The sequence below is a fragment of the Clostridium sp. UBA4395 genome (genome assembly GCF_002390995.1).
GTDB classification, from domain to species: Bacteria; Bacillota; Clostridia; order Clostridiales; family Clostridiaceae; genus Clostridium_J; species Clostridium_J sulfidigenes.
In genome coordinates this window covers 1-20,200 of sequence record NZ_DGRF01000041.1, presented here as the reverse complement: position 1 = coordinate 20,200, position 20,200 = coordinate 1, and the positions used below count along the sequence as shown (strand labels likewise).

General features: G+C 29.7%; 22 protein-coding genes. 4 read left to right on the top strand and 18 right to left on the bottom strand.

Going from position 1 to position 20,200, the window contains the following annotated elements; translation table 11 throughout:
• Positions 1 to 28: 28 nt before the first annotated feature.
• From B2694_RS06890 to B2694_RS06820, 15 genes are all read right to left on the bottom strand, one after another.
• The gene (locus tag B2694_RS06890) at positions 29 to 496 is read right to left on the bottom strand and encodes a hypothetical protein (RefSeq protein WP_346885109.1); all 468 of its coding nucleotides are present in this window, start codon (positions 494 to 496) and stop codon (positions 29 to 31) included.
• Positions 497 to 576: 80 nt separating this feature from the next.
• On the bottom strand, positions 577 to 723 hold the full coding sequence (locus B2694_RS06885; protein WP_346885108.1) for a GNAT family N-acetyltransferase: 147 nt from the start codon (positions 721 to 723) through the stop codon (positions 577 to 579).
• A gap of 262 nt (positions 724 to 985) precedes the next feature.
• A complete protein-coding gene (locus B2694_RS06880; RefSeq protein WP_035129410.1) occupies positions 986 to 1,381 on the bottom strand; it encodes a hypothetical protein in 396 nt (131 codons plus the stop codon).
• A 413-nt stretch (positions 1,382 to 1,794) separates the two neighbouring features.
• Complete coding sequence (locus B2694_RS06875; protein WP_346847990.1) at positions 1,795 to 2,013, bottom strand: LexA family protein; 219 nt, start codon at positions 2,011 to 2,013, stop codon at positions 1,795 to 1,797.
• 104 nt (positions 2,014 to 2,117) lie between these two features.
• A complete protein-coding gene (locus B2694_RS06870) occupies positions 2,118 to 3,026 on the bottom strand; it encodes a glycoside hydrolase family 25 protein (protein WP_346885107.1) in 909 nt (302 codons plus the stop codon).
• A 51-nt stretch (positions 3,027 to 3,077) separates the two neighbouring features.
• The gene (locus B2694_RS06865) at positions 3,078 to 3,494 is read right to left on the bottom strand and encodes a phage holin family protein (RefSeq protein ID WP_346878756.1); all 417 of its coding nucleotides are present in this window, start codon (positions 3,492 to 3,494) and stop codon (positions 3,078 to 3,080) included.
• Positions 3,495 to 3,534: 40 nt separating this feature from the next.
• Positions 3,535 to 8,001: a phage tail spike protein gene (locus tag B2694_RS06860; protein WP_346885106.1), complete on the bottom strand. Its 4,467-nt coding sequence runs from the start codon at positions 7,999 to 8,001 to the stop codon at positions 3,535 to 3,537.
• A 37-nt stretch (positions 8,002 to 8,038) separates the two neighbouring features.
• Positions 8,039 to 8,428 carry a DUF1617 family protein gene (locus B2694_RS06855; RefSeq protein ID WP_346885105.1) on the bottom strand — a complete coding sequence of 130 codons (390 nt, stop codon included), beginning with the start codon at positions 8,426 to 8,428 and terminating at the stop codon, positions 8,039 to 8,041.
• A gap of 149 nt (positions 8,429 to 8,577) precedes the next feature.
• Positions 8,578 to 9,270 (bottom strand): phage distal tail protein, encoded by a 693-nt coding sequence (locus tag B2694_RS06850; RefSeq protein WP_346885104.1) that lies wholly within the window; start codon positions 9,268 to 9,270, stop codon positions 8,578 to 8,580.
• Complete coding sequence (locus B2694_RS06845) at positions 9,270 to 11,126, bottom strand: hypothetical protein (RefSeq protein WP_346885103.1); 1,857 nt, start codon at positions 11,124 to 11,126, stop codon at positions 9,270 to 9,272. The genes B2694_RS06850 and B2694_RS06845 overlap by 1 nt, the downstream gene beginning before the upstream one ends.
• A gap of 261 nt (positions 11,127 to 11,387) precedes the next feature.
• Complete coding sequence (locus tag B2694_RS06840) at positions 11,388 to 11,984, bottom strand: bacteriophage Gp15 family protein (RefSeq protein ID WP_346885102.1); 597 nt, start codon at positions 11,982 to 11,984, stop codon at positions 11,388 to 11,390.
• Positions 11,984 to 12,325: a DUF6673 family protein gene (locus B2694_RS06835; protein WP_346885101.1), complete on the bottom strand. Its 342-nt coding sequence runs from the start codon at positions 12,323 to 12,325 to the stop codon at positions 11,984 to 11,986. Before B2694_RS06835 ends, B2694_RS06840 begins: the two co-directional genes overlap by 1 nt.
• A 15-nt stretch (positions 12,326 to 12,340) precedes the next feature.
• On the bottom strand, positions 12,341 to 12,835 hold the full coding sequence (locus tag B2694_RS06830) for a hypothetical protein (protein WP_346847977.1): 495 nt from the start codon (positions 12,833 to 12,835) through the stop codon (positions 12,341 to 12,343).
• Positions 12,828 to 13,268 (bottom strand): chloramphenicol resistance protein, encoded by a 441-nt coding sequence (locus tag B2694_RS06825; RefSeq protein ID WP_346885100.1) that lies wholly within the window; start codon positions 13,266 to 13,268, stop codon positions 12,828 to 12,830. Before B2694_RS06825 ends, B2694_RS06830 begins: the two co-directional genes overlap by 8 nt.
• Positions 13,269 to 13,723: 455 nt before the next feature.
• Complete coding sequence (locus B2694_RS06820; RefSeq protein ID WP_346885099.1) at positions 13,724 to 14,158, bottom strand: sigma factor-like helix-turn-helix DNA-binding protein; 435 nt, start codon at positions 14,156 to 14,158, stop codon at positions 13,724 to 13,726.
• Between the two features lie 329 nt (positions 14,159 to 14,487).
• On the opposite strand from B2694_RS06820, the gene B2694_RS06815 reads away from it, so the two are divergent.
• Together B2694_RS06815 and B2694_RS06810 are read left to right on the top strand one after the other, a co-directional pair.
• The gene (locus B2694_RS06815) at positions 14,488 to 14,931 is read left to right on the top strand and encodes a helix-turn-helix domain-containing protein (protein WP_346847974.1); all 444 of its coding nucleotides are present in this window, start codon (positions 14,488 to 14,490) and stop codon (positions 14,929 to 14,931) included.
• Positions 14,932 to 14,983: 52 nt separating this feature from the next.
• A complete protein-coding gene (locus tag B2694_RS06810) occupies positions 14,984 to 15,412 on the top strand; it encodes an ImmA/IrrE family metallo-endopeptidase (protein WP_346885098.1) in 429 nt (142 codons plus the stop codon).
• A gap of 97 nt (positions 15,413 to 15,509) precedes the next feature.
• On the opposite strand, the gene B2694_RS06805 is transcribed toward B2694_RS06810, so the two are convergent.
• From B2694_RS06805 to B2694_RS06795, 3 genes are all read right to left on the bottom strand, one after another.
• Positions 15,510 to 16,787, bottom strand: coding sequence for an FAD-dependent oxidoreductase (locus B2694_RS06805; protein ID WP_346877416.1), 1,278 nt, complete (start codon positions 16,785 to 16,787; stop codon positions 15,510 to 15,512).
• Entirely contained in the window at positions 16,784 to 17,821 is a 1,038-nt protein-coding gene (locus tag B2694_RS06800; protein ID WP_346885097.1) for a sulfide/dihydroorotate dehydrogenase-like FAD/NAD-binding protein, read from the bottom strand. The genes B2694_RS06805 and B2694_RS06800 overlap by 4 nt, the downstream gene beginning before the upstream one ends.
• 67 nt (positions 17,822 to 17,888) lie before the next feature.
• Positions 17,889 to 19,004 carry a D-alanyl-D-alanine carboxypeptidase family protein gene (locus B2694_RS06795; RefSeq protein WP_346885096.1) on the bottom strand — a complete coding sequence of 372 codons (1,116 nt, stop codon included), beginning with the start codon at positions 19,002 to 19,004 and terminating at the stop codon, positions 17,889 to 17,891.
• A 127-nt stretch (positions 19,005 to 19,131) separates the two neighbouring features.
• On the opposite strand from B2694_RS06795, the gene B2694_RS06790 reads away from it, so the two are divergent.
• Together B2694_RS06790 and ytfJ are read left to right on the top strand one after the other, a co-directional pair.
• Entirely contained in the window at positions 19,132 to 19,713 is a 582-nt protein-coding gene (locus B2694_RS06790; RefSeq protein WP_346885095.1) for a DUF2953 domain-containing protein, read from the top strand.
• Complete coding sequence (gene ytfJ, locus B2694_RS06785) at positions 19,714 to 20,142, top strand: GerW family sporulation protein (RefSeq protein WP_346870788.1); 429 nt, start codon at positions 19,714 to 19,716, stop codon at positions 20,140 to 20,142. It abuts the gene before it with no gap.
• Positions 20,143 to 20,200 lie beyond the last annotated feature (58 nt).

Below are 20,200 nucleotides of genomic sequence, written 5' to 3'. Positions count from 1 at the left end.
TATTTTGCGACGCCCCCTTTTTCATACACTACATTGCCAAATCTATGAGAGAAGATTTAATTATTGGCATACCTTTTTCATTTTTCCCTTCTAATACCCCATAAATCCTAACTACATCTCCGTCTGATATTTTTAAACTTTTAAAATTAAGTTTTCCTAATTCCCATGTAACTACATAAGACTTGGCCTCTTCTCCTTCATTTTGTGTAATTATAAAATTAGTTTTGTCCAAATTCTCTCCTAAAGAATCTATTGAAGATACAACTCCTACTGCAAATACTTTTTCTCCTTTTAACTCTCCACTTTCTACTTGTGAACTTTGAACTTGTATCGCAGTATCTCTTATATCTATGTTTACATTATTATCTTCTACTGACTCCTCAATTTGAGTTCCATTACTTTCATCTTTGTTAGAGTTTTTAATAGACTTATTGCATCCTACCATGGAAGTAACGGCAATACCTAAACACATTATAATCAACAATACTTTTTTCATTTTTTCATCTCCTATATTCTCTCTATAAGCTATATATATCAATGTCAACATGAAAATAATACATTATTTACAAATATATATTATGTATATGTATCATAAGGTTCATATTTTACAACTTTGGAATTAGATAAATATTCATATAAATCCTCATGGTCATCTATTGTAAACTTACGCAGTAAAAGCCTATCAGTATATAAATATTGTTGCTCCATTTTGTAACCTTCCATTTAAAATTATTATTACAATATTATGGTACCTAACTCCCACCGCTTGGTCAACATTTTTTTCTAAATTTTCTATTATTTCCATAAACAATTTTATACTCAATTTAAATGAAATAAAAATAAGGCTAGTAAGGCTTTCTTCAGTCTACTGCCCTTAATTTCACTTTTGGTAAATTATATAAATATATTTTATAATTTAAACATTTTTAATTTGGCTAATTTAAAAATTCATCTTGAAAATATGATAGTAGCACTTTTAGAATCACTAAGCAATTCCTAATGCTACGTTTACCATTTTATTTGTTCTTGTAGATGCTGCTATTATCTTTTCATAGAGTTCATTATCATTATATCCTTGATTTAAATATTTATTTTCATAATACTCAAAAGGTAGATTAGTATTATTAATACTTAATTTTTCTGCCAACATTCTATCTGCCATTAGCTTTCTAGCTTGTGCTCTATACTTATTTCTTAAAAAGTGAGCTTGCTTTGCTTGTTCTTTTATTGATAATGATTTATCTATTTCATTAATAATATTTTTATCACGTTTATTATACCATATTCTTACTTCTAAATTGTCTAATTTTCCTATTAATTCCTTGTATCTATTAAAATTGTTTGCTGTTCTTACCTCTTTAACCTTTCTTACATATTTCATTCTTTACTATTATATCATATTTGTTAAAATCTTTCAAATTGCACCTTTATATACCCCCTTTACTCACATCACCTATAATCTTAATTCCTCCAAACCCGCATGAATAAAACAACTATATAAATTATAAAGTCTGTTAAAATTCATTTGATCACTTCTTTGTGCTACTTATAAATATCTAATAGAGTTTCTTTAACAGCTACATATAAATTTAAAAATTTTGCTCCTTCTAGACCTTGAATATACAGGCATAGGCTATTCTTCTATTCATAAGTATGAAATTAGTATCAATCCTAATAATGAGAGTATAAAAGCATTTCTAATAAACTTAACATCTATATTTCATATTTAAAAGACTAGGTCTCAGTATAATTAACCTAATCTTTACTCATATAAAATACAATCCCATTAAAACTCTATATGTTGTATTCTTTTACTACTCTTATACTCCTTGGAGATTCTCTTTTTCTTGTTATATATCCCTTTTCTTCAAGCTTGTTTAAATGTGCATGAACTGTAGATGTAGATGTTATACCTACAATATCACATAACTCTCTAACTGTTGGTGAAATACTCTCCCTCTGTACATATTCATTTATGGCATTAAGAACTATCCTTTGCTTTTTAGTCAACATTTTATACCCCCCTATAAATACATTTTATCAAACATTTGTTCCCTTTTCAATTATGTGTTTATAAAAAGACTAATAAATATTTTACTCCTTACTAGCCTTAAATATTATTTACCTAACTTCTTACAATAATTTATAGCCTTATCCAATGTTTCTTCCCTATCTTTCCCCTGGATAAGTACATTAGTATAACCACTCTTATTCTTAGCATCCCCTACTGCAATAACTGTTTTATATTGTCCATAATGTGCATATGGTCTTAAACAGTTTATAGTTGGACAGTTAAGCCTATCTGCCATTACCTCAGCTATAGCCTGGTCTGTTGCATTTGAATATTGTATAATATAATCCATTTTCTTTTTCTCTTTGCTATCTGTACTAGGTTTTGGTTTAGAAGGCTTAGCTATGTTATTTTTAGGATTAATTAATCCAGGATAATCAACATAGCAATAGTTCATATCTACATTTCCACTAATACCATTTACTCTTCCATCACTAGCATATTGCCACATATCATGTTTACCTTTATAAGTACATACTGAATTGTATTGTGCCACCCACTTAACCCACTTATTAAATCTAGCATCTGTTAATTTGTTAGTGAACCATGATGTATTTGCATAAATACCTGCCCAATAACCAGCCTTTTCTATAGCATTGCAAAATACCTCCGCCATATCTGCAATAAGTTTGTTAGAGCACTTTCCTGTAGTTCCTGCATCTTCTAGATCATAATAAACTGGATAATCTAATTTATACCCTTTTAATAATCTTAATACATGATCCTCTTCACTTTTGGCTTGTGATATTGAGATTGCATAAGAATAAATATAAACTCCAAAGGGTATCCCAAGTCTAGTACATTCTTTAGCATTTCTATGGAATTGCTTGTCATCCTGGCTTGTTATGTTATCACCATATCCTACACTCAAGATTGCATAATCTATCTGACTTTTAACCTTATCCCAATCAATAGTCCCTTGGTGATGTGATACGTCTATACCTCTTAATTTCATAATCTATTCCTCCTTAAATATAAAAGAGTGAGATTGCTTCTATTCTGTAAACTAATTATTTAATTCTTTCTTTTCTCCATCCTTAAGCTGTGCTAGTGCATCCTTTATTTTTTCTGGTATAGGTAATCCGAGCCCTGCACAATTCTCTAGTAAACTAATCCCCTCATTGGCAATGTAGAAATAACATACAAGAGTACGAAAAACCCAAGTGCCTGTATTAAGTAATCTATCTAGCATTACAGCAACTATGAGAACTATAAATATAACTGCCTTTCTAGCTATCCCCATTAACCCAACATCACTAGATACTTCCTTGTTAATCCATGCTCTTAACAATCCTGTACCATAGTCTAAAACCATAAAGAGTATCAATACTACCAATGCAGTATCCCATGTTCCTAATAGCCATGTTATGCCTGTTCCTAATGCCATTACTATTACTTTAATGTAGTTTAAAATTTTATCCATATTACACCTTCCTTTTTTACAAAATAAAAGAGACCAGGCTTTAACCTAATCCCTTAATTTCATTAATTTCATTTTTTAATTGAGTAATTTCTGCTCGTAGTTTTTGAATCATATGAGTATTTATAGAAATCATTTCCGTATAAGCTAAAGAATATTCATAATCTACTATTCTTTCATCTGTAGAGTAATCTACTATGGAAGTAGGGTCTATTTCATTACCTTCTGCATCCATGGGAGCTTTTTGCAATAATGCCATATCTTTATAATCAAGACCAGCTACATCCATGGCATCTTCTACATCTTGTGCGATAAATCCATAATGTTTTCTTCCACTGTGTCCGTTAATCAATTCATAACTTATTGGTTTTAAATTTTCATAAAATGTTTCTATTTTTTCATCATAAGCTAGAATATTATTCTTTTTCCTTCTGTCTGAACTTACGTCTGCCGCTTGTGTAGAATAAAGCTTTATGAATCGACCACTTGGAGATCCTAGATAAGATACTCCATTTAAAATATTAACTGCGTCGTTATACATTCTGACATATACATCATCACCACTTAAACCAAACCAGTAATTATTACCACTTGAAAATCCCCAACCCCTATTCTTTTTACCTCCGATTACAAGGAATCCACTATTTATAATAACATCAGCATCTGTAACAGTGAGTCCTGCTGGGTTGAATGTATACTTAGAAATTCCACCTTGATATATATCTGTTTTGTTAGAAGATATATATAAGTAGTTAGATGCGTCCCACTTAAGTCTTACTGCGGAACCTACTCCCAACTCATCTTTAGCAGTTGCATCTAAACTACATTTTCCAAATAATCTTATAATAGGGTTATTTGTCGCAGATTTTAAACGCTCTAAAGATATTGTATTTGTTTTAATATTCCCACCATCGATAGTCGTTTGACCAGCTGTACTTAGGTTCGTCATGGTAACATATCCAGTAAGATTTATTTTACTAGCACTTATTTTTATAGATTCGGCAGTTTGGTTAATACAAGAAATAATTTCATTGGAAGAAACTTTTGCTCCTAAATCATTTTTATAATAAGTAGAACTTCTAACCGTAGATACAATTGCGGTATCAGTAATCTTTTGTTCTGCATTAGATACCCTGTTAGTAAGTAATGTTACTTTACCATCTACGGTTTCGGTTGTTTGTTCTACACCCTCAACCCTAGTAGTAACCTTACCCAGGTCAAGTTCTATACTAGCGGCTTTTTTAGATACTGTAGTTATCTTATTTTCTACATCTTCTGGTGCTGGAGACCAATCTGTAGGTTTATTACCTTTTTCTAACTTTACATTTTTAATATACACTATTGAGTCTGTTTGAAAACCATACCCATAAATATAAAAACTTCTTTCCCTTGTAAAATCTATAGTATCCAGTAAAGGTACTTTAGCATATACTCTAACCCACTTATTTACTGGAAAATTGTTTAAAGTGTATTGACCAGAATGAAAACCTAAGGAAGTCCCACCAATTAAATAATGATGTATACCTCCAAATAGTTTTGTTCCTATTCCTGTAGAAAACACATCCATAGATACAACTAATTCACTAAAATCAGAAAGAGTCCTCTCAATATTTTGAGATATACATTTCCATTGTCCATTACCATCACTTTCATTAAACTCGATAACAGGATAATTAAAAGTAATGATGTCTATATGTGCATGGTATGATGTAGTAGGATTAGGCACTCCACCATTATATCCACTCCACTCAGTAGCATATAAGTTGTCATGTTTATCCGTTATACTACTACTTTTATAAGTGTTTTTAAAATCACTATTAAATACTAAATTCCTTCCACCAACTTCAATCTTATCTATAGCACCATTAACAATATTATTAACTTGTGTCGTTTCAACTTTTAAAGCTATAGAATCTTTCATTTGTTCAATAGTAGATGCTTGAGTTGTTACCATTTCATTAAGCCCACTTATACTTGTAGAGTGAGCACTAACCGTTGATTTAGTTTTATCTAAATCTCTTATTGTATCATTAGTTTTATTTTCCACTCCTGATACTTGACCAGTTAAGTTATTTATAGTACTAGTATGACTACTAATTGTGCTACTTATAGATTCTACTGTTGTTACTGTAGAATTATAAGCATCCTTTAACTGCGTAATTACTCCATCCTTAACTATTGTAGTGTTACTTATTAATGCACTTATTTTACCTTGTTGAATGTTTAGAGCTGTTGTATTACTTTCTGTAATAGTTTTTACACCTTGAATGGATGCATCTATATCTTCTGGAGCTGGTGTCCAGTCGGTAGGTTTATTCCCTAGTTCAACTTTTATATTTTTTATCCAATATTCATCTGTCGGTTTGAAATATAAATAAAGTCTACTATCCAAGTTTGGATCACCTACAACAGTTTGAGTAAACGATAACCATTGCCATTCTGTTGTAGCATTAAATGTAAATGTATTAGATATAGTAGCAGTATTATATAATTGACAAGTAAAATCACTATTAGCTTTAGCTTTTATTAATATAGATAACGTAACCTTGTCTCCTACTTTTAGCAATCCTTTTGGTAAATATAATTCAGAACCATATACATACTGTTTATTAGTATGCAACACTTTACCATGAATAGTGTCTTCAACTATTTCAGATATAGAGCCGGTACCACTTGAACTACTTGGTATATAATCTAATCTACTTTTAATCAATAAGTTCCTACCACCTACCTCAATTTCATCAACAGTAGTACTAAGTGTATTAAAGGCTATATCCAATGTTTGATTATTTTTATCTAACAGTACCTTTGAAGACTTTAAAGTATGGGTATTAGTATCTTTATTAAATTCTTCTATGAAACTATTATAATCTATCTGCTTACCACCTACAGAATTCTCAGAAATCATATTACCTTTTATGAGGTCATCACCTATAGCATTTTCCTTAATTCCTGTGTGGTCTATAAGAGTGGTAGTTCCATCTTCTCCTCTTAAAATAAAATTAAAATCACCTTTGATATCCTGTCCCATTTGTATTCTAACTCTATTATTCTTATCCTTAAATTGTTGGGTAGCACCTGTTATTTCAATTCCACCATTATCAGATTTTATCTTGAACTTATTAGTAGATATATCTCCGGAATTAATTTTACTAACATCTAGATTCTCAATCATGGCGTTTTTGATGAAGCCATTGTCTACAGTGACTTTATCGGAGGTAAGGATTAAAGACTGGATATTGTTAGATGTAAGGTTTCCATTTACAAGAGTTTGTATATCTCCTACGCTACTTTCTAATATCTCTATTCTTCCTACACCAGCATTAAGTTCTGTTATATCTGCTTTATCAGCCTGCAACTTTACTATATTAGCATTAGCTGCATCTAGTTGTGTTATTGTAGCACTTGTAGCCTCAAGATCACCAACTCTAATTTCAACTGCATTAAGGCTCTGTATGTCCGCCTTATTAATAGTAATTTTTTCTACTGTACCCTTTATAGCTCCTTCAGATATAGTTCCGTTACTGCTAGTAATATTGTTTACAGTTTTAGAAGTATCTTCATATTCCTTTTGCATATCCTCAAATGTCAATATAGTGTTTGCTATCTCACATGTATTTTTATCAGGTTCATCTGGATATTCTACCATTTTAACTATTCTTTGCTTTTCTTTAATACCTTCTTCTTTAGATATAAGAGTAATTATGTCTCCAAGACCATATGATAAAATACTATACTTATCATTAATGCTTGCGAGATCTACTATATCAGCTCCATAACTTTTATAAGGTTTACTTAACTCTTCTAACTTTGCAATAGCATCTTCTCTAAGTGAATTTTCATCTGTATATTTTTCAGCCTTCCATATAATAGTTTTCTTTTTTGAAGAATATTGATAATTTTCTACTGTAACTTTTAAGTCGTTTTCTCCTATTGCAATAAGTCTTGTACAAAAATCATAAGAATTACTTTTTACATCTAAATCTCTTAAATTTAGAGAGTCTATAAAATAGACTCCCTTGTCATTTCCAAGCTTTTGGGCTATATTTATCCTTTTATTAAGTGTATCAAACTCCATTTCTACAAAATAGGTTTTCTTAATATCTTGGATTATATCCCATGTACTACAATTAGTTTTACTTATGGTTCTCCTTTTAGTCTCATTGCAACATCCTATTATCCAACCTGTTCCAGCTAATGCAAGTGTCAAACATTCAGCTATAGTTTGATCAGAAGTATCAAAGTGTTCCCAAGTCTTGCCCTCTAAGTCTTCTACATTAAGAACTGCTTGAATAGATTTCCACTCTCCATTAGTTGAAATTTCTTTTATTACAAACTCATGGGTTTTAGTTCTTATATAGCCTTCTTCTTTAATCTCATCGGATGACCTAGAAGGATATGAAAAAGAAAGTGTCTTATCTCCAGTGCTAAGAACACTTTGTATTTTAAGGTCTTTATATAAAGTTAAATTACTTATTTTAACTTTGTCTAAGTCATATAATTGTAACATTATTAATCTCCTTTCTCTGTATCGAGAGTTTTGGGGATTACTCCTCTATCATATAATCTATAAGCATTAACTCCATTGGACTCATAACACAATTAGAGTTTACAAGTTCATCTATATGGAATTTATGGATATCTATTTCATTCTCTATATCTAATAGATCTTTAATATCTCGATTCCAGTCCATTATAAATTCCTCTGCAATCCTTATATTATTATCTTCTATTAAAGGTTTTCCCTCTTCGTCTTTAATACTATACATATCAATAAGTTTTTGCTTTTCTTTATTGTATAACTTAAGTTCATCTTCTATTTTTGCTATATTCTTAGCTAAAACATAGGAAACTTTTATAGGTAATTTTTTTTGTGATATTGCTCCTAAAACTGGAGCATCATTTACTATTCGGTTATTGTTTAATTTTATAATCATTATAAAGTACCTCCTAAAATCAATTTTTTTACCAAAATATAAATTTTTATAAAATTCAATCACGTAAGCAAATTATAGATCTTCTATCTCATTATTTTTTGTGAATGCTAACTTCTTAGTTGCTTTTAACATATTGATCATCTTTTCATCTAGATATATCTAGGTTTATATTTAATATTTATATCTACATTATTTCTGCTAACAGTAATTGTATTAATTCCTGGTTTAAGTGTAGGAAATTCCCACATATCGCAATCACTAAACTTATTAATTCCATCAACTGTTACAGTATCTTCTCCTATTGTTACCCTTTTACCCCCTATTAAGTTTTTAATAATAATAGGATTATCACTTAATCCATTGATTACTATATCTGCAATAGATATAGAAGGTATTATTTCAACTATAGCCGGTATTTCTATATCACCATCTACATTTATAGTTTTATTATTAATTCTGTTCATGATTTCAATTTTCTCTTCTTTCTCAGCTACAACAAGCATAGTCACTTCTAGAATTTCATTTCCTTCTACTATATGCTTTGATGATGGAGTATCACTTATAAAACCCCTATAATAAATGTCTATATCATGAAATTTTATTGTTGATATGGCTAATTGCTTAATAAGAATACTCTTCATCATCTCTATCTCATCATCATTACTGCATATTATATCTAAAGTAAATTTAAGTACCTTATATTTATATCTAAACTTATTAGATATATATGGATTAAGTGAGTTAGCACTCCAATTGTTTATAATATCAATTTCGGTTGTTCCTATATTTCTATCTAACAATTTTGCTTTAAAGTTACTTATATTAATATTATTTATAAACACTATCTCACCCTCTTTCCAGCTAAAGCAAATTTACCATCAACTTTTTTATAAGTATACTCGGATATTTTCTCGCTATCCATATATACTGGAACTATAAATGTACTATCTTCTTGAATATCATCATTATTTAGATTAGAGCTTATAGTACTTGTACCTTGATTATTTCTAGCAATTATACCTCCTGTAGTACTTGATACATTATAATCTACTGCCATTTGCATTCCGTATACTAAGTCAGATAAATCTTTTTCCATAGATTTTTTTATATTGTCTGTTTCATCAGTAAATCCTACGCCTACACCTTGTGCCATATATTTACCTACTTGATCTCTGAAAACCCTACTAGGTGAATTAATATCTAATGCTGCTCTGGCTCCTCCAACTATTCCCTTGAAGAATCCACTTACTCTTTCACCTATCCAACTACCCATACTTGTAATACCTTCCCATATACCCTTTACAGCGTTTATTCCTATATCAAGAAACTGTGAAGGTAAGCCTTTAACTTCATCAATAATATTTTTAACCATATCTGATCCTGCTTCAGCGGCTTTACTTCCTAAATTTATACCAAACTCTATAACTCTATCTATTGTATTGCTTAGCCATTCACCTATTCTACTTGGCAATGTAGAAAACCATTTTATAACTGCATTTATAGTATTATTAACTGTGTCAACCATACTGTTATATGTTTGCGTTCCCCAATCAGCTATATTGTTATAGGTATTAACTAGCCAATCCCATATTTTTCTGGGTAACTCTGAGAAAAATGTAACTATAGTATTTATCCATATTGGAACATTCTCTGTAAAATACTCTAATATACCAAGTCCCCACTCTACAATAGTAGCAAGTACATATCCTAAAATAAATCCTAGCATTTCTGGTAATTGACTAAACCAATCAATTATAGATTGTATCCACATTGGAATAACTTCAGTAAAGAAATCTACTATAGCTTGCCATCCATTTGCAAATACTTCTTTAATTATTCCCCATAATTCCAAAAACCAGCTGCCCACAGTTTCTCCTAATGATGATATTTGTTCACCTAACCATTCCATAATAGATAAAATTCCTTCACCTATAAACTCCATTAATGTAGCAAATAGTGAAGCCACTACTTCAATTATTAAAGGTATTATTGTAGGTATCATTTCTAATATTGCCTTTCCTAACTCTAAGATTAAGTTTAGTAGTAAATCCAATAAGTCAGGTAATAATTCAACTAATCCTTCAATAAGACTTACAATAATTTTACCAGCCGATTCAAGAATGCTAGGCAAATTACTCTTTATTCCTTCTATCAAAGATTCTATAATAGAAACTCCTATATCAACAAACTTAGGTAAATTTTCTGATATATTTGATAACATATTCGTAAATACATCTCCAATACTACCTGCAAGTCCTTCAAATCCACCTTCTTGGAATGCTGAAGATAGCTGTCCTATCATATCTGTTGCTGAAGCTGTTATTTCTTTTAATGGGGCATCTAGGCTATCACTCATATCTTTTTTAAGGCTCATAAGTGAGCTTTGGAATATAGTAACTTCACGACCTAAACTATCTTCCATAGTTGCTGCTTTTGCATTTAGTTCTTCTATTTTTCCCCCTGCCTCTTCACTAAATGTAGCAATTTTAGATACTCCTTCTGCAAACTGTTTTCCAGCATTTATTCCAAAAGATCCAATATTCTTAAATGCTGTTACACATGATTTGCCAATATTCATAGCCATCTCTGACATAGTTTTCTTACTTTTCTCTTTAGTTTCTTCACCTTGTGATTCTAAATTTTCTAATATACTTTTTAATGTTAAATTTATCTCTTCATTTATACTTGTATTTGACATAATATCACCTGCCTTTTATAAAGCAGGCTATGGCTCACTACTCTATGGTGTGGCTCTAAGCTCTGGCTTTTTTATTTCTATATTTATTACCCTCTTACATCTACTACATTTTATTTCTCCTTTGATGTAATCAGCTTTAATTAATAATTTATTACAAAATGGACATTTTACTTTTACTATGCAAATCACCTACCTTTACTAATAAAAAGTGCCTAGTTTTATAAGCACTTTTTATTAGTTTTTATAGTTAGAATACTAAAATCAAAGTATTCCCCTTAAGTCTCCATTTTCCATAAGAGCATTTTCAATTTCTGTTACCTTTTGTTTTTTAGATTTACTCATTGGAATAGCATAAATTCTCTTCATATTACTATAAAAATCCTTTTGTTCTTTGCTCATATTGGTATTTATAGTCATAGATCTATATCCCATAATCTTAACTATTTCATTGTCTTCCTTTAAAGCTCTAAACATGGCTTTAAATTTCCACCAATGTAAATCTTCTATATCCTGAAGGTCTATGTCATATTGGGTTAGAAAAGCGGAGTAAATATAGTCATCGTCATATTCAAAACTATATGCTCTTGTACTCTTGCCCTTAGATACTCCACTACTTCCTTCATTAATATCTTTTCCACCTCTATAAAACCAAAGAATTTGTTTAATTGCTTCTTCTAAATTATCTGGTATTACTGGATAATATAGAAGAAGAGCATTATATATCTTTTCTTTATCATCAAGCTCATCATCCTGAATCATTATCTCAAACAAAATAGATGTACGAAAATCATAATTAATCTTATATTCTCTATTATCTATTTCAACTTTTCGAGGTAAAACATCAATTAAAATATTCATTATTTTTTAGAACGTCTTTGAATTCTATTAGAAGAATACTTATTAGCAATGAGTTCAATTTCTTTATTTTTCTCATTTATGCCTGTTATTAGAGCCTCAAAAGCCTTTAAACATTCAAGTAAGTTAACTTTATTTCCAAATACTCTTTCATGAGTACCTTGTCCAAAAAGTTCATCAAAAACTTTAAAGATGGCTTTGCACTGAGTTCTTATCCCTTCTCCAACTGACATACCCTTTGTTTCTTCTTCTATATTCATTACTTTTTTTATTGCTTTATCATATTTTTCTGCAACATCGGCATCAAATATATCTAATTCTAGCTCAATTCCATTAATATTCATTAAATATTCCTCCTACTAAATTGCAGTAAATGTTTTTGTTGCAGTATTGAATGTACCTTCTATAAAATCTCCTACTGCATTTAAGTTTCCTGATACCACAATAGTTTCTCCGCCTGCTCCAGCTAATCCAGCAACTTCACAACTTACTATAAATTTTCTAGCCTTATAAGTATTCTCGCTTCCTTCTATTGGTTGAAATAGTTCAACTTTAACATAGTCAAATTGTGCATCTGCCCCTGTAAGATGATTTCTTCCAACATTGTATAATGCCATTACTGCCCCTTCACTTTTAATTAAATCTGATGTGAATGGGAATTGTGTTTGGTATGACTTAATTGTCGTTGACGATGATTTATCATTAATATAAACTTTAGTATCAAGTTGCGCTGCTGGATTTTCATCTAATGTATTAAATCCAGCTCCCATTAATTCATATTTTTCTACACCTGTTGATCCACCTATATTTATATAATCTGCTATTTGATGTCTTTGTATTGATTCTCTACTCATTATTTTTTCCTCCTTCTTGGTAATATACCAATCTACATTCTATTTTATATTGTGCTTTATCTAGATTTTTTTCGAAAACATAACCACTTGTTAATGCTTCTATTTTTTGTGCCACTCTCCCACTATCTAGTACTGGTAGATTATTAAGCTCTGATTGAAGTTCTAGCCACTTAGCAAAGTTTTCATAGAATTTACTATTAGCTATATTTTGTACTACATCTTGTCCGCATACTTCCCTACTGATAAACATGAAACAGTATTGTCTAAGACTAGTTCCATCAATATACTTTTTTAAAATTTGTTCTCTAGGAAGTTCTTCTATCATATAGGATACTGTATTTTCACCTAAGTAATTAATATTAATACCATCATTAATATTTGCTAGATAAGGACAGGTCCCTATATATTCTTTGATACTTTCTACTATATTCATTTCTACCTCCTCTACTGATTTATATATTTTCAATATCTATTAGCTATTTATTAAAATCATTGTCACAGTTTAAGACTTTGGTTACTAGTTTTTAAAATTGAAATGGTTTATCTAGATACTATTTAGCTAATAAAATTTAAATATATTTTTTTATTTACTTTAATTCTTTCTTTTTGAATTATCCTAATGTATTTCAAAGAATTTATAAATCTTAATATGAAAGTCACCGCATTGTTATCACCCCTTTCCTTTAGCTCCATTTCTTATTTGTTAATAAAACTTTTTAACCATAACTCATAGTGATAAATTAGTAATCTAAACTTTATTATTCTTATTTTAAAATTTAAAACTAATTTATTATCTTAAGACTCAACTTTTAATAACTTATCACCACTGCGATGATATTATTCTAGCACCGCTTTAACCCGATTATATAAAGAGAGTTTAAAAGGAATTTATAAAGAATTTAAAAAGAATATATTTGCAAGAGATTTAATAGCTTTTGACTTTATTGCTGATACATATTCTTCTGTAATATAAAGCTTTGCTGAAATATTTCTATTACTTTCCTTCTGAAAATATCTCATTTCAATAATACTTCTTTCTCTATCTGTAAGAATTTCTAGAGCATTTTCAATCTTTTTCATTTCAGCTTCTTTAACTTTTATAGCATAATTTAATCTGTTAATTTGAGCCTCTTTTCTTATTATCATGTTTTCCACTGTTGAAGTAATTTTATTAGTTTTTCCTGTCTTCTCCACATAATTTACACCAATTCCGTCATCATATTCATTTTCTAGTAACTCTATATCTAGTTTTATATTTTTAATTTCTGCTTTCGTTTGATTAAAGTTATAAAGCATAGTTTCAATTTTTTTATTCATATTCATACCGATCCCCCTTGAATTTAATTCAATTTTCATTATTTGTTCTTGAAATATTATATTGATTTAAATTCAATATAATATTTCATTTGTTAAAGACATATTTCAGCCCGCACTCTACTTATAACGTGATTTACTATTATTGAGTTATTTGTCTAAATATACTTCATTTTTCATGCAACCCCCATATTTGAATTTAATTCAATATTTATATTTTGATTTTATTGAATTAAATTCAAATTGTCAAGCCATATTAATTTTTTTTGATTTTATTTCAACTTATATTGATTTTACTTCAAATATGGTTATAATATAATAATAGGAGGTGTAAATATATGAATACACTGGGTATTAGGTTAAAAGAACTTCGAAAAAAGCATGGATTAACACAAAAATCATTAGCAGATATTCTTTTAATAGATAATAGCTCAATTTCTAAATATGAGAATGATAAAGCAATACCAGAAAATGAATTGCTTCAAAGAATTGCTGATTTTTTTTCCGTATCTGTAGACTACTTACTTGGTAGAAGTGATATATCATCACCTAAAAAATCAACTTTTGATGATTTAGAATTAAATCCCAAAGATAAAAAAGATATTGAGAAAATTTTTAACAGTACCTTGGAGTCTTTAGAAAATCAAGAAGGACTTATGCTTTCCGGTAATCCTATTAATGATGAAGACTGGGAATTATTAAAATCTGCTATTCAAAATGGAATTGAGTATGCTAAGAAAATGAATAAGATAAAATATACCCCTAAAAAATATAAAAAATAATTTTAAACTTTATTTCGTAAAATTTAATGATATTTTGGGGGGGAATATAATCTTGGAAATTTCAAATTTAGTAAATAACTTAGTAAAAAAATATAAAACTAATGATCCTCGAGAATTATGTGATGCTCTTGGAATAAATGTTATGTACGAAGATTTAGGGTCTATTCATGGATTTTATCAATATGCTCCAAAAAATAAAATAATTCACTTAAATATTAGATTAAGTGAAATGGATATGTTATTTACTTGTGCTCATGAACTTGGCCACGCTATATTGCATAGTAATTTAAATATACTTTTTTTAGAAAGTAAAACTACTCAAGTTAAAGGTAAATATGAAATGCAAGCTGATCAATTTGCAGCTGAGCTATTGATTGATAAATCAATACTACTTAATTATGAAGGTTTATCCATAAACACTATTGCTAAATGCGAAAATATAGATATAAAATTTTTAAAACATAAATTTTTATATAAATGAATTATTAAGAGTTCATCAATAAAACCATCAGGATATATTTAATCTCATATCTTGATGGTTTCTGTTAAATAGATTTATATAATAAATATCATATATTTTATACTAATTTTTGATTGAAAATATTATCTAACTCCAACTTCCTCACCTTTTTTTGAATTTCTTCTGACTCTAAAATATAAAGTTCATTATCCTTCATTCTCTTAAAGTACTCGGCTCCTGCAAAAGTATATCTATTTCTTCTACCTTCTGTAGTTTGAACCTTTTCATTAGCATAAGCTATAATGTCTCCAGTAGCTAAATTTCTTGGAAGGGTTAAAAGTGGCATTCCAAGCTCATTTCTAACAGCATTATGTCCTGCTAATGAACCAGTTGTTATGGCTTCTGTATGTCCTACAAAAAGCCCACTTTTTTCTCCAGCGCAGAATAAATTATCAAGTCCTACAACTTTCATCTGATTACTTCTTGGTGCAACTGATAAATATCTAATGGAGTTTCCTTTACCACCTGCATATGGATCTACAAATTTTGCCTCTTCAAGACCTTCAATTTTTCTAAGTTTATCTAAGGGATAATAAGAAGTCATTAACTTAGCATGACCAGTATCTAAAAGTACTATATTTTCCGCAAATTCCTTTAGTGCATATTGTTGACAAACCTTTTGCTTTAACTTATCCGTATTTATATCTTCTGGTGGAACCTTTAATACTACTACTCCTGTTTCATCTAACTGTTTTACTATTTTCTCTGATAAGCTATCCTTCTCCAACTTGCATGATCCACTGAAAGCACCAAATACATCTTCCTGTCTTTCACCTTTTATATCTTCTATACCTGCTCTATAACTAATACTTACTCTTGGTCCAAAGGCTGGGCATCTTAAAATACACATAGAACAACCATTTCCATAGCGTAAGCAATTTCCCATAGGTCCTGTAGAACCAGTAGTTTCTACAAAGGCATCTGCTTCTATATATTCACCATTACTAAGATAAATTCCCTTTATATTAATCCCTTCCATATTTACATCTACTACACGGCTTACAAATCTAACTTTTATCCCCATTTTTTCAATGTGTCTTCTTACCGCTGGTTCTATTCTATTTACATTGTAAAGCCATGCATGCTCATGCCCTGGAAAATCTATATTTTTGTGGAGTGTATTAGCATCAGTTATGTTGATTAAATCTCCAGCTCCTAGAGCTATAAGCTCCTCTGCTGCAGTATACCGCCCATTATTCCTCATAATTCCGCCAACATTTCCAAGTCCTAGTAATAAATCTGTTTTTTCAAATATTTCAACTTCAGCTCCGGCTTTACGTGCAGAAATTGCAGCTGCACAACCAGACCAGCCTCCCCCTATTATAACTATCTTCAATACAATCTTCTCCCTTCAAATATATATTTAGGACTGGTTTGCATCTTACACAGTCTTCTCAATTTTTCATCATCATTCATAATTGTACAGCAACCACAAACCCCTTCCCCACAACACATTTTTGCATTATTGGAACAAGAAAACTCAATATTCTTATCATAAGCTTCTACTATTTTCATGATTTGATGACTAAGCACATCTGCACTATCACAATGAACTAAAGCAACATTACCCTTAGTTAAAATTCCTTCTAAAATCTTTCTACACTTACAATCAAGAATTCCACCCATAAGCAGTGTATTGGTTTTAATTATTTCTGTAGCATATTTTTTCAATTCCTTTTCTATAAATATTGTATCTAAAGTTCCTTCATCAAGAATTACTGTAATTGTATTTTCATTATTGTATAACTTCTCCATAACAGGTACCATAGGTGCTTGACCTATACCTCTACATACTAAAACACAATGATTTCTTTTAATTGTATTCACTGAATTAAGTCCTAAAATTCCATTCCAAAAAGGACCTTTAATTAAAACATATTCATTAATATTTACATCTTTAAGTATCTTTGTTTTAAGTCCCTTTAATTCAATAGCCAAGGTAATAACATCATTTCCCGTATCACTATCCATAACACAAATGGGAGTATCAAAGGCTTGTTCACAATCCTCTTTTCTAATAAATACAAAGGAACCAGGACCAACTAATTCGCTAGCTAGTTTTTGAGTAACTTTAATCTTTAATATCATAAGCTTTTCATTTATTAGTTCTTTATCTATAATTTGAAATCTTTGATGTTTCCTTCCTTCCTTTGCCTTAAAATTGTTTTGCATAAATTCCTGATATATACACACTCCATTCCAATTTACGCAATCACAAAAGTCTTTGCCATCTAAGTGAGAACAAAGAATGCAATTTCCTGACTCAGCTAAATGACATGGACAGTATTCGCTTCCACAATCTATACAGTTATATGGTTCATAGCCCATTACCTGTGCCTCCAAAATTACTATATTATCAGAATATTTCACAATAAGTTATTTGCTACTATTTCCATGAAAAAAACCAAGGTTTTTACCTTGGTTTATATTATTTATTCTATTCATCTTTATTAATCATGTATTTAATGTAGTCCCATATTCCAATTTTTTCAATATCTTCTTTGAGATGAAGGGTTATTGCATATTTAGAGTTTAATTCATTGGTTATGGTAAGTATTCCTATATCATCTGTAGTTCTAATTGGTGTAGTTAACTCATAACTAGGTAGAACAATATCTTTGACTATTTTTTCTTCATTTCTAACAGGGAAAATTAAATCTTCTTCAGCAACTAATGGTATTCCCTTGTCTTTTCCTTTAACTTTTATATCTCCTATAACTTCACCAGCTTCTATAATTTTTTTATATTCATAATTATCTTTTACATATTCATAAATTCTCTGACTTTCTTTCCATCTTGGAACACAATTTAATGTTACTACAATTATTTCATTTTTATCTAGTTTAAAGGAACTAACAAGACATTTTCCAGCCTGTCCTGTATATCCAGTCTTAACTCCAGTACAATTAGGCTCTGAATATAAAAGTTTGTTTATATTATTAAATTGTTTTGTAAATTCTATTCCTTCTTCCCCCGAGATTAATTTAGTAGATACAATTTTATTAAATTCTTCAATCTCCTTAGCTTTTTTAGTTGCTATAGCTAAATCATAGGCTGAAGAATAATGGGAGTTACTATCTAGCCCATGAGGTGATTCAAAATGACTATCTAATAAACCTATAGATACTGCAAATTCATTCATGACTTCACAGAACTTTTCTACAGTTCCACTAGTTCCTTCTGCAATAGCAATGGCACAGTCGTTACCTGACTTAAGCATAAGACCATATAAAAGTTCTCTTATGGTTACCTTATCTCCAGCCTTATATCCTACTTTAGAGCCTCTTATAGATGCTGCATTTTTAGATATTTCCACAACTCTATCTATATCTCCATACTGTAAAGTAACCAAAGCAGTTATTATCTTTGTTGTACTTGCCATAGGTATAACTTTATGGGCATTTTGATCAAATAAAATAGTTCCAGTAGCTGAATCTATAGCTATTGCAGATACTGCATCTACTCTTATTGGAGCTGCATCTACGTTTTTTATAGGAATACTCACTGTAGTAAATAAAAATATTAATAGAAAACAACATACTCTTCTTTTCATCCTTTTACACTCCCAACTTAAATTTGTGACTTATTCTCAAATAGTTTTATTTTTTTATATACCATGAATATATAAATCATAGTTGGATAGAATTGCAGATATAAAACTATGGAGGTTTAGTATAATAATGAAATATTTTTTATGGATTTTAGCCATAGTTACACTGGTATTATTATTTCCTATTCCAATAAAAATAACACTTATATATGCTAATGAAATTTTTACCTTAAAAATATATAATAAAGTGATAATTCCATCAAAAAGTAAAAAAACTAAGGCTAAAAAGAAAGACAAATGGAGTGATTATGTAAAAACTCCTAATGAAGAAGAAATTTCAAAATTAAAATTTAAAGATTTAAAAGGAATAATAGAACTCTTTATCCATTCTAAATTTAAATTTACTATACGCACTAAATTTACAGTGGATTACTCTATAGAAGATGCTGCTATAAACGCTATTACTTACGGCTTTTTATATCAAATTACAGCATTTATTTCAACAATTTTAAATCTATTTTTTAAACTTAAAAATTTTACTCCTACTATCAATATTAAATATAATGAAAATTTCTTTAAATTTGAAAGTACTAGTATAATTTTTATAAATATAGCAAAAATTATATACATGGTTATTGTAATTTTTTATCACCTTATCAAAGTACGAAAAACTTCTTCCTTTGATAAAGTGAATTTAAAGGAGGAATTTTAGATGGACGGTCATCCAATAGAAAATTTAATGAAGTCGACTATGGAAAATATTAAAAATATGATTGATGTAGATACAGTTATCGGTAATCCTGTAAGTGCACCTGATGGTACCACAATCATTCCAATTTCAAAGGTATCCTTTGGTTTTGCCTCAGGTGGAAGTGAATTTAAAGATACTAACTTAGATTCCTCTAACAGGCATCCCTTTGCTGGTGGATCTGGTGCTGGAATCTCCTTAAAACCAGTGGGGTTCTTAGTTGTACACAAAAATACCATAAGATTTCTTTCCGTGACTGAGTATAATCCATACGATAAGATAATCGATGCAATGCCTCAGGCCATTGATATGATTTCTGGGCTATTTAACAAAGATAAAGTCAATGGTGATAATTATTCTGAAGTCTATAACCCATGCGACCCTTGCGATTAACTCTAAGAAAAAAGGCTATTTTAAAATATGAAATGGTCTGAAATGGTCCCTATGTCAA